The 13,281-nt window shown below is 70.2% G+C and carries 14 protein-coding genes; 6 read left to right on the top strand and 8 right to left on the bottom strand.

Translation table 11 applies throughout. The features are described 5' to 3' along the window. Positions 1–4: 4 nt before the first annotated feature. Positions 5–1,327: a phenylacetate--CoA ligase PaaK gene (gene paaK, locus G127AT_RS05845; RefSeq protein WP_210900986.1), complete on the bottom strand. Its 1,323-nt coding sequence runs from the start codon at positions 1,325–1,327 to the stop codon at positions 5–7. A gap of 29 nt (positions 1,328–1,356) precedes the next feature. After that, entirely contained in the window at positions 1,357–1,809 is a 453-nt protein-coding gene (gene paaI / locus G127AT_RS05840; protein ID WP_210900984.1) for a hydroxyphenylacetyl-CoA thioesterase PaaI, read from the bottom strand. A gap of 115 nt (positions 1,810–1,924) precedes the next feature. Here paaI and paaA point away from each other — a divergent pair, with 115 nt between their 5' ends. The 6 genes from paaA (at position 1,925) to G127AT_RS05810 (ending at position 6,717) form a co-directional block, all read left to right on the top strand. Next, positions 1,925–2,899 carry a 1,2-phenylacetyl-CoA epoxidase subunit PaaA gene (paaA, locus tag G127AT_RS05835; RefSeq protein WP_210900982.1) on the top strand — a complete coding sequence of 325 codons (975 nt, stop codon included), beginning with the start codon at positions 1,925–1,927 and terminating at the stop codon, positions 2,897–2,899. Next, complete coding sequence (gene paaB / locus G127AT_RS05830) at positions 2,899–3,204, top strand: 1,2-phenylacetyl-CoA epoxidase subunit PaaB (protein WP_210900980.1); 306 nt, start codon at positions 2,899–2,901, stop codon at positions 3,202–3,204. Before paaA ends, paaB begins: the two co-directional genes overlap by 1 nt. Next, positions 3,201–4,019: a 1,2-phenylacetyl-CoA epoxidase subunit PaaC gene (paaC, locus tag G127AT_RS05825; RefSeq protein WP_210900978.1), complete on the top strand. Its 819-nt coding sequence runs from the start codon at positions 3,201–3,203 to the stop codon at positions 4,017–4,019. Before paaB ends, paaC begins: the two co-directional genes overlap by 4 nt. A gap of 2 nt (positions 4,020–4,021) precedes the next feature. Beyond that, entirely contained in the window at positions 4,022–4,546 is a 525-nt protein-coding gene (gene paaD, locus G127AT_RS05820) for a 1,2-phenylacetyl-CoA epoxidase subunit PaaD (RefSeq protein ID WP_210901860.1), read from the top strand. After that, complete coding sequence (gene paaE / locus G127AT_RS05815) at positions 4,546–5,670, top strand: 1,2-phenylacetyl-CoA epoxidase subunit PaaE (protein ID WP_244857762.1); 1,125 nt, start codon at positions 4,546–4,548, stop codon at positions 5,668–5,670. Before paaD ends, paaE begins: the two co-directional genes overlap by 1 nt. Before the next feature lie 264 nt (positions 5,671–5,934). Next, entirely contained in the window at positions 5,935–6,717 is a 783-nt protein-coding gene (locus G127AT_RS05810) for an enoyl-CoA hydratase/isomerase family protein (RefSeq protein WP_210900976.1), read from the top strand. A 33-nt stretch (positions 6,718–6,750) separates the two neighbouring features. Here the strand turns inward: G127AT_RS05810 and mnhG are convergent, their stop codons facing one another. The 6 genes from mnhG to G127AT_RS05780 are packed head-to-tail and all read right to left on the bottom strand — an operon-like array spanning position 6,751 to position 13,009. Further along, positions 6,751–7,101, bottom strand: coding sequence for a monovalent cation/H(+) antiporter subunit G (gene mnhG, locus G127AT_RS05805; RefSeq protein ID WP_210900974.1), 351 nt, complete (start codon positions 7,099–7,101; stop codon positions 6,751–6,753). Then, positions 7,098–7,370, bottom strand: coding sequence for an MrpF/PhaF family protein (locus G127AT_RS05800; RefSeq protein WP_210900972.1), 273 nt, complete (start codon positions 7,368–7,370; stop codon positions 7,098–7,100). Before G127AT_RS05800 ends, mnhG begins: the two co-directional genes overlap by 4 nt. Then, positions 7,367–7,963: a Na+/H+ antiporter subunit E gene (locus tag G127AT_RS05795; RefSeq protein WP_210900970.1), complete on the bottom strand. Its 597-nt coding sequence runs from the start codon at positions 7,961–7,963 to the stop codon at positions 7,367–7,369. Before G127AT_RS05795 ends, G127AT_RS05800 begins: the two co-directional genes overlap by 4 nt. Further along, on the bottom strand, positions 7,960–9,525 hold the full coding sequence (locus G127AT_RS05790; RefSeq protein WP_210900968.1) for a Na+/H+ antiporter subunit D: 1,566 nt from the start codon (positions 9,523–9,525) through the stop codon (positions 7,960–7,962). Before G127AT_RS05790 ends, G127AT_RS05795 begins: the two co-directional genes overlap by 4 nt. Then, positions 9,522–10,088: a Na(+)/H(+) antiporter subunit C gene (locus G127AT_RS05785; protein WP_210900966.1), complete on the bottom strand. Its 567-nt coding sequence runs from the start codon at positions 10,086–10,088 to the stop codon at positions 9,522–9,524. Before G127AT_RS05785 ends, G127AT_RS05790 begins: the two co-directional genes overlap by 4 nt. Further along, complete coding sequence (locus G127AT_RS05780; RefSeq protein WP_210900965.1) at positions 10,085–13,009, bottom strand: Na+/H+ antiporter subunit A; 2,925 nt, start codon at positions 13,007–13,009, stop codon at positions 10,085–10,087. The genes G127AT_RS05785 and G127AT_RS05780 overlap by 4 nt, the downstream gene beginning before the upstream one ends. Positions 13,010–13,281 lie beyond the last annotated feature (272 nt).

The following is a 13,281-nucleotide window of genomic DNA, read 5'->3' as shown; positions in this document are numbered from 1 at the left end:
TCTGTCAGCGGAGGTCGTAGACGCGCTGGTACTTGCCCTCGCTTCGCGGAAGTACGCCGGGCTCTTCGAGCTGCACGCGCACAGTCGAGCCGATCTGCTGCTTGATGCGCTTGGCGAGCACCCCGCCGGCGGCCTCGCAGCGTTCGACGGCGTGCGAGGGGTGGCGCTCGATGCGGACGGTGAGGTCGTCCATGCGGCCGGTGCGGGTGAGCTCGAGCACGAAGTGCGGGGTGAGTTCCTCGATGCCGAGCGCGATCTCCTCGATCTGCGTCGGGAAGAGGTTCACGCCGCGCAGGATGATCATGTCGTCGTTGCGGCCGGTGATCTTCTCCATGCGTCGCATCGCCGGGCGGGCGGTGCCGGGCATCAGCCGGGTGAGGTCGCGCGTGCGGTAGCGGATGACGGGGAAGGCCTCCTTGGTGAGGGAGGTGAAGACGAGCTCGCCGAGTTCGCCGTCGCCGCGCACCTCGCCGCTGTCGCCGTCGATGACCTCGGGCAGGAAGTGGTCCTCCCAGATGTGCGGGCCGTCCTTCGTCTCGACGCATTCGTTGCCGACGCCCGGGCCCATGACCTCCGAGAGGCCGTAGATGTCGACGGCGTCGATCGCGAGGCGTTCTTCGAGCTCGCGGCGCATCTCGTTCGTCCACGGCTCGGCGCCGAGGATCGCGACCTTCAGGCTCGTCGATCGCGGGTCGATGCCGGCGGCCTCCATGGCGTCGGCGATGGTGAGCAGGTAGCTCGGGGTGCACATGATCGCGTCGGGGGCGAAGTCGGTGATGAGCTGCACCTGCTTGGCGGTCTGCCCGCCCGACATCGGGATGACGGTCGCCCCGAGCTTCTCGATGCCGGCGTGGGCGCCGAGTCCGCCGGTGAACAGGCCGTAGCCGTAGGCGTTGTGCACCTTCCAGCCGGCTCGGACGCCGCTCGCGCGGAGGCTGCGGGCGATGAGGTCTGCCCACACCTCGAGGTCGGCCTTCGTGTAGCCGACGACGGTGGGCCGGCCGGTGGTGCCGGAGGAGGCGTGGATGCGGGCGACGCGCTCCATCGGCACGGCGAACATGCCGAAGGGGTAGGTGTCGCGCAGGTCGGCCTTCGTCGTGAAGGGCAGCTTCGCGACGTCTTCGAGGGTGCGGATGTCGACGGGCCGGACGCCGGCGTCGTCGAACTTCTGGGTGTAGAGCGGCACGTTGGCGTAGGCGTGGTGCACGGTCTGCTTGAGGCGTTCGAGCTGCAGTTCGCGGAGTTCGGCGAGGCTCAGGCGCTCGGCATCGTCGAGGAGGGGCGCGGGGGTTGCCGGGGTTTCGGGGTGCTCGGACAGGAGGGACATCGTCGTCGCTTTCGGGGTCGGGGGCCGGCTCAGGCCGGCAGGGTGCGGTTGGTCGTGATGCTGCGGCCGCGGAACTCGGCGACGGTGTCGCCGGTCTCGTCGGTCACGGTCACGTCGTAGAGGCCCGTGCGGCCGCTGCGGATGCGGCGGATCGCGGTCGCGGTGAGGGTCTGGCCGGCGTGCGTGGACTTCAGGAAGGTGATGTCGGCGCCGCCGGCGACGGTGATCTGCTCGTCTTCGTTGCAGGAGATGGCGAAGGCGGTGTCGGCGAGGGTGAAGACGAGGCCGCCGTGGGTGATGGCGAAGCCGTTCGTCATGTCTTCGCGCACGCGCATGGAGACGACGGCGTGGCCGGGCTCGTCGCGTTCGACCATCATGCCGAGGGCGGCGGATGCCAGGTCGCGATCCATCATCGCGCGGTTGGGACTCGGGGCGTTCGCCTGTCCGGTGGGTCGATCTCCGGTCGCGGTGGCCTCGGTCATCCATTCACTCCTCATCGAGTCGGTCCGCGCCGTTGCCCGCCGCGGTGATCCGACTATATACTAACTGAACGATCGGTTAGTAATACCGGTCGCCCGAGAACGACAGGAGTCGACGATGACCACCCCTGCTGACCTCGCCGCGGTGCCGGCGGAGCCGAGTGCCGAAGAGCGCCGCTTCGCCGAGATCATCGAGGCGGATTCGCGCATCGAGCCCCGCGACTGGATGCCCGAGGCGTACCGCAAGACCCTCATCCGCCAGATCAGCCAGCACGCGCACTCCGAGATCATCGGCATGCAGCCCGAGTCGAACTGGATCACCCGGGCCCCGAGCCTGAAGCGCAAAGCGATCCTCATTGCCAAGGTGCAGGACGAGGCCGGTCACGGGCTCTACCTCTACTCCGCCGCGCAGACCCTCGGCATCGGCCGCGAGGAGATGAACGAGCAGCTCCTCGCCGGCAAGGCGCGCTACTCGTCGATCTTCAACTACCACACGCCCAGCTGGGCCGACATGGGCGCCATCGGCTGGCTCGTCGACGGCGCGGCGATCTGCAACCAGGTGCCGCTTTGCCGTGCCTCCTACGGTCCCTACGGCCGGGCGATGGTCCGCATCTGCAAAGAGGAGTCGTTCCACCAGCGGCAGGGCTTCGAGATCCTCCTCGAACTCATGCAGGGCACCCCGGCGCAGCGCGAGATGGCGCAGGATTCGGTGAACCGCTGGTACTGGCCGAGCCTCATGATGTTCGGGCCGCCCGACGACGAGTCGCCGAACTCCGCGCAGTCGATGGCGTGGAAGATCAAGCGTTTCTCGAACGACGAACTGCGCCAGCGTTTCGTCGGCATGCTCGTGCCGCAGGCCGAGGCGCTCGGCGTCACCCTGCCCGATCCCGAGCTGAAGTGGAACGAGGAGAAGCAGGCCTACGACATGAGCGAAATCGATTGGACCGAGTTCCAGGAGGTGCTCGCCGGCCGCGGCCCCGCCAACGCCGAGCGGATGCGCCGGCGTCGCGAGGCGCATGAAGACGGTGCCTGGGTGCGCGAGGCGGCCGCCGCCTACGCCCGCACGCAGGCCGAGCGGAAGGCGGTCGCCTGATGAGCACACCCGGTGAGATGGGAACCGAGGCCTGGCCCCTCTGGGAGGTCTTCGTGCGTGCCGGTCGCGGCCTCTCGCACGTCCATGTCGGTTCGCTGCACGCGCCCGATGCCGACATGGCCGTGCGGAACGCGCGCGACCTCTACACGCGCCGCAACGAGGGCGTCTCGATCTGGGTCGTGCCGGCGGATGCCGTGACGACCAGCGACCCCGACGCGAAGGGTTCCTTCTTCGAGAGCCCCGCCGGCAAGAACTACCGGCACGCCGTCTACTACACGAAGTCCGAGGGGGTGAAGCACCTGTGAGCCACGACGCCCACGGCGACGTCACCGTCGACGTCCTCGAACTCGCCGATGAGCTCGCCGGCGCCGGCGGCACCGCGAGCGAGGAGGCCGCCGAGTACGCCATGCGGCTCGGCGACGACGCGCTCGTGCTCGCCCAGCGCCTCGGCGCGTGGATCTCGCGGGCCCCCGAGATCGAGGAGGACGTCGCGCTCGCGAACATCGCCCTCGACCTCATCGGCCACGCCCGCTCCCTGCTGCACTACGCCGGGACCGCCTCGGGCCGCAGCGAGGACGATCTCGCCTACTTCCGCGATGAGCCCGAGTTCCGCTCCGCCTGGCTCTTCGAGCAGCCGAACGGCGACTTCGGGCACACCATCGCCCGCCAGCTCGTCGCCGCCGTGTACCTCTTCGAGCTCTACGGGCGCCTCACGGCATCCGCCGACCCGACGCTCGCCGCGATCGCCGCGAAGGCCGTCAAGGAGGTCGACTACCACCGCGACCACGCCGTGCAGTGGGTGCTGCGCCTCGCCGGCGGAACCGAGGAATCGCGCCGCCGCATGATCGTCGCGCTCGCCGACATCTGGCCCTACGTCGACGAACTGTTCCGCGACGACGAACTGCACGACGCCCTCGGCGAGGCCGCCGTCCGCCCGTCGACCCTCCGCGAACCCTTCGACGCCGCCATCGCGGCCGTCTTCGCCGAAGCCGGCCTCGACGAGCCGCGCACCTCCATCGCCCGCGGCGGCGGGCGGCGCGGCATCCACACCGAGCACCTCGGCCCCATGCTCGCTGAGATGCAGGTGCTCGCCCGAGCCCACCCGGGGGCGTCGTGGTGAGCGTGCGCGAGCGGCCCCGGGCCGCGGCCGCCGACGGGCGCGACGCGGCATCCACCCGCGCGTGGGAGGTCGCCGCGACCGTCACCGACCCCGAGATCCCCGTGCTCACGATCGAGGACCTCGGCGTGCTCCGCAGCGCCGAGGCCGACGGCGACCGCGCGCACGTGACGATCACGCCCACCTACAGCGGATGCCCGGCGATGGACGCGATCCGCGACGACGTCGTGCTCGCCCTCACCGCAGCCGGCTACACCCGGGTCGACGTCGACCTCGTGCTGAGCCCCGCGTGGACGACCGACTGGATGACCGAGACCGGCAAGGAGAAACTGCGCCGCTACGGCATCCAGGCCCCCACCGGCCGGGCCGCCCACCGCGACGGCCCCGTCCGCGTGCAGCTCGCGGTCAAGTGCCCGCGCTGCGACTCCCTCGACACGCGCGAGCTCGCCCGCTTCGGCTCGACGTCGTGCAAAGCCCTCTACGAGTGCCGCAGCTGCCTCGAACCCTTCGACTACTTCAAGGTGATCTGATGCCCGCCCGCAACATGGGGTCGACGGCGACCCCCGCCCCGGCGCGCAAGCGCGCCCGCTTCCACGAACTCGAGGTCGCCGAGGTGCGCCGCCTCACCGAGCAGTCCATCGAGGTCACCTTCGCCGTGCCCGACGAGCTCGCCGGCGACTACGACTACCTGCCCGGGCAGTACGTCGCCCTCCGCCGCGAGATCGACGGGCAGGAACTCCGCCGCTCGTACTCGATCTGCCGGCCGCCGCGCCGCGGCTCGGTGAGCGTCGCCATCAAACGCGACCTCGGCGGCCGCTTCTCGACGTGGGCGAACGACGAACTCGCCGCCGGCGACCGCATCGACGTCATGAGCCCGCAGGGCACCTTCACGACCGCGCTGGCGGACCTCGACCACCGGCACATCGTCGGCATCGCCGCCGGCAGCGGCATCACCCCGCTCATGTCGCTCGCCCACACGGTCCTCGCCGGCAGCGACACCTCCCGGTTCACGCTCGTCTACACGAACCGCTCCACGCTCGACGTCATGTTCCTCGAAGAGCTCGCCGACCTGAAGGACCGCTACCCGGCCCGCCTCGCCCTGCACCACGTGCTCTCGCGCGAGCAGCGCAGCGCCCCGATCCTCTCGGGTCGCATCGACGAGGAGAAGCTGCGCACCATGCTCGGCACCCTCATCCCGCCGGCCGCCGTCGACGAATGGTTCCTGTGCGGGCCGTTCGAACTCGTCCAGCTCGCCCGCGACACCCTCGCCGACGTCGGCGTGCCCACGTCGGCCGTGCACTTCGAACTCTTCACCACCGACGGGCCCGTGCCCGAACGCGGCCGCCCCGTCGAGGTGCGCACGGGCGAAGACACTTGGACGCTCGAGTTCACCCTCGACGGCCTCTCCGGCCGCGTCGAGAGCCCCGTCGCCGCGCAGGAATCCATCCTGAACGCGGCCCTCCGCGTGCGCGGCGACGTGCCCTTCGCCTGCGCCGGCGGTGTGTGCGGCACCTGCCGCGCCCGCGTCGTCGAGGGCAGCGTGCAGATGACGGAGAACTACGCCCTCGAACCCGACGAGCTGGAACGCGGCTACGTGCTCACCTGCCAGTCGCACCCCAAGGGCGAGCGCGTCGTGGTCGACTACGACGTGTAGCCCGCCCGCGGGGCGTTGCCCCCGCGCAACCCGCTCCGCGCAACCCGCTCCGCGCAACCCGCCCCCCGCAACCCGCCCGCGAGATCCACCCGCGGGGCGCTGCCCCGCGCAACCCGCCCGCCAAATCCTTGCGGGGGTCATTTCCTGCCACATCCAAGCCCGAAAACGCGGAATCGTGGCGGGATTCGACCCCCGGAACGCGGAGAAGGTTGCCGGATTGGGCCGACCGCCCGGATGATGACGTATGACCGAGAAGAGGACCCGATGATCGAACTCGAGATCGCCGACGGCGTCGCGACCGTCGTGCTGAACGCCCCCGAGAAGCGCAACGCCCTCGACGAGACCGCCGTGCGCGCCCTCGACGACGCCTATGCGGAGGCGGCCCGTGCCGCCGAGGCCGGCGAGGTGCGCGCGCTCGTGCTGCGCGGCGAGGGCAAGGGCTTCTGCGCCGGCCGCGACATCTCCGGCGTCGACCCGGCCGACGACGACGTCCTCGGCTACCTCGGCGGCCTTGTCACCCCCCTGATGCAGCGGATGAGCGCGTTCCCGGCGCCCACGTTCGCCGTCGCGCACGGCGCCTGCCTCGGCGTCGGGCTCGGCCTCCTCATCGCGAGCGACATCGTCTATGTCGCCGACGACGCGAAGATCGGCTCGCCGTTCGCGAACCTCGGTGCGACCCTCGACTCCGGCGGCCACGCCCTCTTCGTCGACCGCCTCGGCGCGCACAAGACGATGGATCTCATCGTCACCGGCCGCCTCATGTCCGGCGATGAGGCGGTCGCGTCGGGCTTGTTCTCGCGGGTGTTCCCCGCCGCCGAGGTGCAGCAGGCCGCAGTGGATGCCGCACGCGCCGCAGCCGCCGGCGCCACCGCCGCGTTCATCGCATCCAAGGTCCTCGTGGCCGCCCTCCGCGATGAGCGGCTCGGCCTCTGGGCGTCGATGGATGCCGAGAACCGCGCCCAGGCCGCGCTCTGCGATACCGAGGATTACCGGGAGGGCTTCGCCGCGTTCCAGCAGAAGCGGCGCCCGGTGTTCGCCGGGCGGTGAGGCGCCTGCAGCGCGCCGGTGCCCGGCCGCGCCCTACGTCCCGATCCCGCGGGTGTCGATGTCGCGGGCGAGGACGTCCTCGATGAGCAGGTCGCGGCGGAGGTGCTCGGTGCGGTAGGCGCTGCGTCCGAGCATGTGCGCCGTCATCGGCTGCGTCAGCAGCTGGAAGGTGAGCACGAGGATCGCCGTCGTGATGACGCCCCAGTGCGGGTCGGCGATCGAGATCGCCAGCAGCACCGTCGCGAGGCCGAGCACCTGCGGCTTCGTGCCGGCGTGCAGGCGCGTCAGCACATCGGGGAAGCGGACGATGCCGATGCCGGCTGCCATCGAGAGGAACGCCGACACCAGGACGAGGATGCCGATCGCGAGTTCGGATCCGCTCATGATGCGTCCTGCTTCGCCATGAACCGGGCGATCGAGATCGACCCGACGAACGCGAAGATCGCGAGCACCAGCAGGATCACCAGGGTGTCGGTGTGCCGGTTGATCGCCATCTCGGCGCCGAGGACGCACATGCCGATCGCGAGCAGCACATCGGTGGCGAGCGCCCGGTCGAGGATCGACGGCCCCTTGATGATCCGCCATACCGCGCAGAGCGCACCGATGCCGAACATGATGCCGGCGGCGACGCTGATCCAGTTGAGGAACGTCATGCCTGTCCTCCGTTCGTTCGTTGCCGGGCGCGCCGGGCCCGGCGCTCCTCCCGGACGATCTCGGCCTCGTGATGCGTGCCGATGGCCAGCACGATGCGCTCCTCGGTGCCGAGCACGTTCCGTCGGGTGCGTTCGGCCTCCTCGACGGTGCGCGTGCCGAGGGCGTGCAGGTACAGCACGCCGCGTTCGCGGTCGACGTCGACGACGACGGTGCCGGGCACCACCGAGACCGCCTCGGCCGTGAGCGTCATCACGAAATCGCTGCGCGTGTGCAGTTGCACGGCGACGATCGCGTTCACCGGCTTCCACCACGGATTGATCGCCATCACCGCGACCTGCAGCGACGCGAACACGACGTCGACCATCATCCTGAGGCCGAGGAGCAGGCCCCGCCACGGGTTGAAGCGACCCGACAGCAGCACCGCAGGCAGGTACAGCACGCGCGTGACGAGGTAGGCGAGCAGCAGCCCGGTGACGAGGCTCATCACCGACAGCTCCTCCCAGAGGAGCAGCCACAGCAGCACGAGGGCGAGCAGCAGCGGCAGCTGCCGCCACAGCGACTTCCAGGACGAGAACTCCTCGGGCGACCTCATCGGATGCCCCCCGGGTAGACGAGCCCGACGTAGACCGACGGGTCGAGGAGGCCCCCGGCCGCCCGCCCGGCGAGATCGAACAACGGCCCGGCGAAGACCGTGAGGGCCACCGTGAGCAGCACCAGCACCGCCGTCGCGACCGTCATGAGCGCCGGCGTCGTGCCCGTCGCCGTGCGCACCGCGCCCGTCGGCGCCTCCTGCACCGAATCGAGCAGCACCGACTCGTACCCCTCGAGCTCGCTCCGCCGACGCCAGAACGCCATGTTCCAGAACCGGGTCAGGGCGTACAGGGTGATGAGGCTCGTCGCAGCCCCCGCGGCGATCACGATCCACACGAGCCAGCTCGCATCCTCCGCCCCGGCCAGGAACAGGCCCGCCTTGCCGAGGAAGCCCGAGAACGGCGGGATGCCGCCGAGGTTCAGGGCCGGGATGAAGAACAGGATCGCCAGCAGCGGGCTCGCCTTCAGAAGCCCGGCGAGCCGGGTGATCGACGTCGCCCCGCCGAAACGCTCGATGAGGCCGGTCGTCAGGAACAGTGCCGTCTGCACCGTGATGTGGTGGACGACGTAGTAGATCGTCGCCGTCATGCCGAGCTCGGTGCCGAGGGCGATGCCGAAGATCATGTAGCCGATGTGGCTGACGAGCGTGAACGACAGCAGACGTTTGATATCGGCCTGCGAGAGCGCGCCGAGGATGCCGACGAGCATCGTCAGCCCGCCGACGACGAGCAGCACGATCGAGAGATCGCCGCCGGGGAACAGGACCGTCTCGGTGCGGATGATCGCATACACGCCGACCTTCGTCAGCAAGCCCGCGAACACCGCCGTGACCGGCGCCGGCGCCGTCGGATACGAGTCGGGCAGCCAGAACGACAGCGGGAAGATCGCCGCCTTCACCCCGAAGCCGATGAGCAGCAGCAGGTGCAGGATGAGCCGCACATCGTCCGGCAGTTCGGCGAGCCGTTCCGAGAGCTGCGCGATGTTCACCGTGCCCGTCGCGCCGTAGATGAGCGCGAGCGACGACAGGAAGAACAGCGAGGAGACGAGGCTCACGATGATGTACGTGACGCCCGCGCGGATCCGCTCGCCCGTGCCGCCGAGCGTCAGCAGCACGTAACTGGCCGACAGCAGGATCTCGAACGCGACGTACAGGTTGAACAGGTCGCCGGCGATGAAGGCGTCGAACACACCCGCCGACAGGATCAGATAGCTCGGGTGGAAGATCGAGACCGGCGTCTCGCGGTTGCGGTCGGCGATGCCCTGCCCGACGGCGTATACGAGGACGACGATGAGCACGATCGCCGAGATCAGCAGCATGACGGCCGCCAGCCGGTCGACGACGAGGGTGATGCCGAACGGCGCCTGCCAGTCGCCGATGTGGACGACGAGGCCGCCGGCGGTGTCGACCGTGACGAGCAGCACGATCGCGATGATCGCCACCGCCGACAGCACGGTGCTGCCGACGGCGATCTGGGCGCGCGGATGCCGGCCGAGCATGAGCGACAGGCCGGCGCCGAGCAGGGGCAGCAGCACGACGAGGGGGACGAGCGGGGTGGCGTTCATCGGGTGCTCCCTTCGTCGTCGGGGTGCGGATCGGCCCGCTCCTCGAGCACCGACTCGTCCTCGGGCTCGCGGTCGATCTCGGCCTCCGCGGAGTCGAAGTCGTCGTCGAACTCGTCGTCGAACTCCTCGTCGCTCGCATCGATGAGCGACTGGATCGCCTCGTCGTCCTCGTGCGAGGAGCGCACGAGCTCCTCCGCCTCCTCGGCGTCCTCGAGATCCTCGTCCTCGTCGTCGATGAGGTCGCCCTTGTCGCCCAGTTGCGCCAGCCACCAGGAGCGGTAGATGAGCGCGAGCATGAACGCGGTGATGCCGAGGTTGATGACGATCGCCGTGAGGATGAAGGCCTGCGGCACCGGATCGGAGATCTCGGACTCGTCGACGCCCTCGTGCATGAGGGGGGCCAGGCCGGGCGCACCGCTCATCAGGTAGATGAGGATGTTCACCGCGTTGCCGACGAGGAGGAAGCCGATGAGCACACGGGTCAGGCTCCGCTCCAGCATCACGTAGATGCCGGAGCCGAACAGCACGGCCATCAGCACGAGCAGGGTGAGGGATGCCGTCATGCGGGCACCTCCTCAGACTCTTCCTGCTGGCGGTCGACCTCGGCGCCGAGCGAACGCAGGATGTCGAGCACGAGGCCGACGACGACGAGGTAGACGCCGATGTCGAAGAGGGTCGACGTGCCGATCGAGATCGTGCCGAGCACGGGGATCTCGGCCTCGAACCAGCTCGACTCGAAGACGGTGAGCCCGAAGAACAGGGAGGACGTCGCAGTGCCCGCAGCGAGGAAGAGCCCCGTGCCGAGGAGCACCCCGGCATCCACCGGCGCCGCCTCGCCGAGCTCGTACCGGCCGCCCGCGAGATACCGGGCCACGAGCGCGAGACCCGCGACCAGACCGCCCGCGAAACCGCCGCCCGGCTGGTTGTGGCCGACGAACAGCAGGTAGATCGACACGACGATCGCGGGGTGGAAGAGGAGACGGATGAGCACCTCGATGAGGATCGAACGACGCGAGGGGTCGAGCGTGCGGCCCGCGAGCAGCCACGTCTGTCGGGTCTCGGCGGCATCCGCCCGCTGATCCTCCTCGCCCTCGACGTCGGCCAGGCGCGGCCTGGGCGCGCTGATCGACCAAGCCGGCTCGGGCACCGGGCGGAAGCGGTTGCGGCCGCCCGGCGTCGCATCCAGACGCGGGGCGCCGCCGGCCCGGCCGGTGATGAACAGCAGGCTCGCGATGCCCGTCGCGACGGCGACGAGCACCGAGATCTCGCCGAGCGTGTCCCAGGCTCGGATGTCGACGAGCATGACGTTGACGATGTTCTTGCCGTGCGCCTCGAGGGCGAGCGCCGGCAGGCCCTCCGCGATCGACGGGCGGATGCGGGCGCCGAGCGCGATGAAGCCGATGATGCCCATCACGAGGCCCGCGGCGATGCCGATGACCGCGCGCAGCACATGATGCGTCGCCCGGTTGCGCTGCGCGATCTTCGGGGGCAGGCGGCGCAGCACGAGCACGAAGACGACGAGCGTGATCGTCTCGACGAGCGCCTGCGTGAGCGCGAGGTCGGGCGCCCCCGACATGCCGAACAGCAGCACGAGGCCGTAGCCGGTGACGCTCACCAGCAGCACCGCGGCCACCCGCTGCCGCACGACCGCGGCCGCGATCGCCGCGACGCACATGACGAGGGCGATGAACGGCTGGGCCGGGTAGTCGATCAGGCGGATGTCGTCCGGCCAGGTGCCGTTCAGCAGCACCGCAGTGCCGAGCCCGCCGATGAAGACGAGGAGGGTGACGCCGATATAGCCCGGCAGGCCGCGCTGGGCGATGAAGGTGGTCACGCCGGCCGCGAGCCGGTCCACGACGCCGACGATGCCGAGGTAGCCGCGCGAGGTGTCGATCACCGGCGGCAGCGCGGCCTGCATGCGCGAGACCCGGCGCCGGCCCCATACGAGGAGCGCGGCCAGCGCGAACACCGCCGCCGACAGGCCGAGCGCCGGTTCGAACCCGTGCCAGATCGCCAGGTGCGGGGCGTGGTCGCCGGGCAGCTCGTGCGCGTAGGCGGCCAGCAGCGGCTCGACCCGGGAGATGACGAACGGAAGCACGAGGGTGAGCCCGGCGAGGATCGCCGGCACGACCGAGATCGCCGGGCCCTCGCGGTGCAGCGGGGTGAGCGGCTGGTTCGGGCGGGTGAAGAACGCCCCCCACAGGAACCGGAAGCTGTACGCGGCCGTGAACACCGAACCCAGGAAGACGCCCGCGAGTGCGAGCCACGGCCAGAAACCGCCCTCCACTGCGACGTCGTCGAGCAGCGCGCCGAACACCGACTCCTTCGCGACGAAGCCGAGCAGCGGCGGCACACCGGCCATCGACGCGGCGGCGATCGTCGCGATCGTGGCGACCACCGGCATCCGCCGCCCGAGGCCCGACAGGCGCCGCCAGTCGCGCGTGCCCGCCGAATGGTCGACGATGCCGACCACGAGGAACAGGGTCGCCTTGAACAGGGCGTGCGCGAGGAGCAGTGCGACGCCGGCCAGCGCACCGGCCTGCGTGCCGAGCCCCGTGACGATCACGAGGAAGCCGAGCTGGCTGACCGTGCCGTAGGCGAGGAGGAGCTTCAGATCGTACTGGCGGAGCGCGCGCCAGCCGCCGGCGAGCATCGTGAGCACGCCGAGGCCGATGACGATCGGCGCCCAGACCGACGCATCGTGGTAGCCGGGGGCGAGGCGCGCGACCAGGTACACGCCCGCCTTCACCATCGCCGCCGCGTGCAGGTACGCGCTCACCGGCGTCGGGGCCGCCATCGCCGCCGGCAGCCAGAAGTGGAACGGCACCAGGGCGCTCTTCGAGATCGCCCCGATGAGCACGAGCGCCACGGCCCACTCGCCGGCCGCCCCCGTAACGGGGTTCGCGACGATCTCGGCGAGGGAGGTCGTGCCCGCGTTCGCCGTCATGATGACGAGCCCGACGAGCATCGCGAGGCCGCCGAAGGTCGTCACGGTGAGCGCCTGCAGCGCCGCACCGCGGCTCTCCTTGCGGCCCGTGTAATGGCCGATCAGAAGGTACGAGAGCACGCTCGTGAGCTCCCAGAACGTGAACAGCACGAACACGTCGTCGGAGGTGACGAGGCCGAGCATGACGCCGGCGAACAGCAGCAGCAGCGCCGCGAAGCGCCCGAGCGCCGGCTCGTCGTCGGCGAAGTAGAACGCGCAGTAGACGAGCACCAGCGCACCCACGCCCGTGACGACGAGCGCGAGCAGCAGCGAGAGCGCGTCGAGCCGGAACGAGAGCTCGATGCCGAGCTGCGTGATCCACGCGAAACGCTCGAGCCGCTCGTGCCCGTCGAGGACGGCCGGCAGCCACGACAGCAGCACGCCGAACACGGCCGCCGGAAGCACGGCGATGAGGAGGAACACGCGGCGACCGAGCCAGCGGGTCAGTAGCGGAGTCGCCAGCGAGAGCGTTGCGAACGCTGCGAGGCTGACGATCATCCAGCCTCCTCAGTTTCGCGCGTATGTCCGAAAGCATCCTACCGGAGCGCCGAAGCGCGAGGCCCGGAATCGCCCAGTCCCGTCTGATACATGCGCGCGGCGGCATGGGCAGGGGGGCGGATGCCGGATGCCGGGCGCGGTGCGATGGCGCGCTATGGCCGCTCCGTGGCGAACGGGTCGCCGGGTTCGCGCGGAGTCCGTCAGCTCCGGGACGAACTCGACATCGGCGTCTTCATGCACGATTTCGCCATGACCATTTGATCATTATTTAT

It is taken from the genome of Agromyces archimandritae, from assembly GCF_018024495.1.
Classification (GTDB): domain Bacteria; phylum Actinomycetota; class Actinomycetes; order Actinomycetales; family Microbacteriaceae; genus Agromyces; species Agromyces archimandritae.
This window is presented reverse-complemented; position numbering and strand designations above follow the sequence as displayed.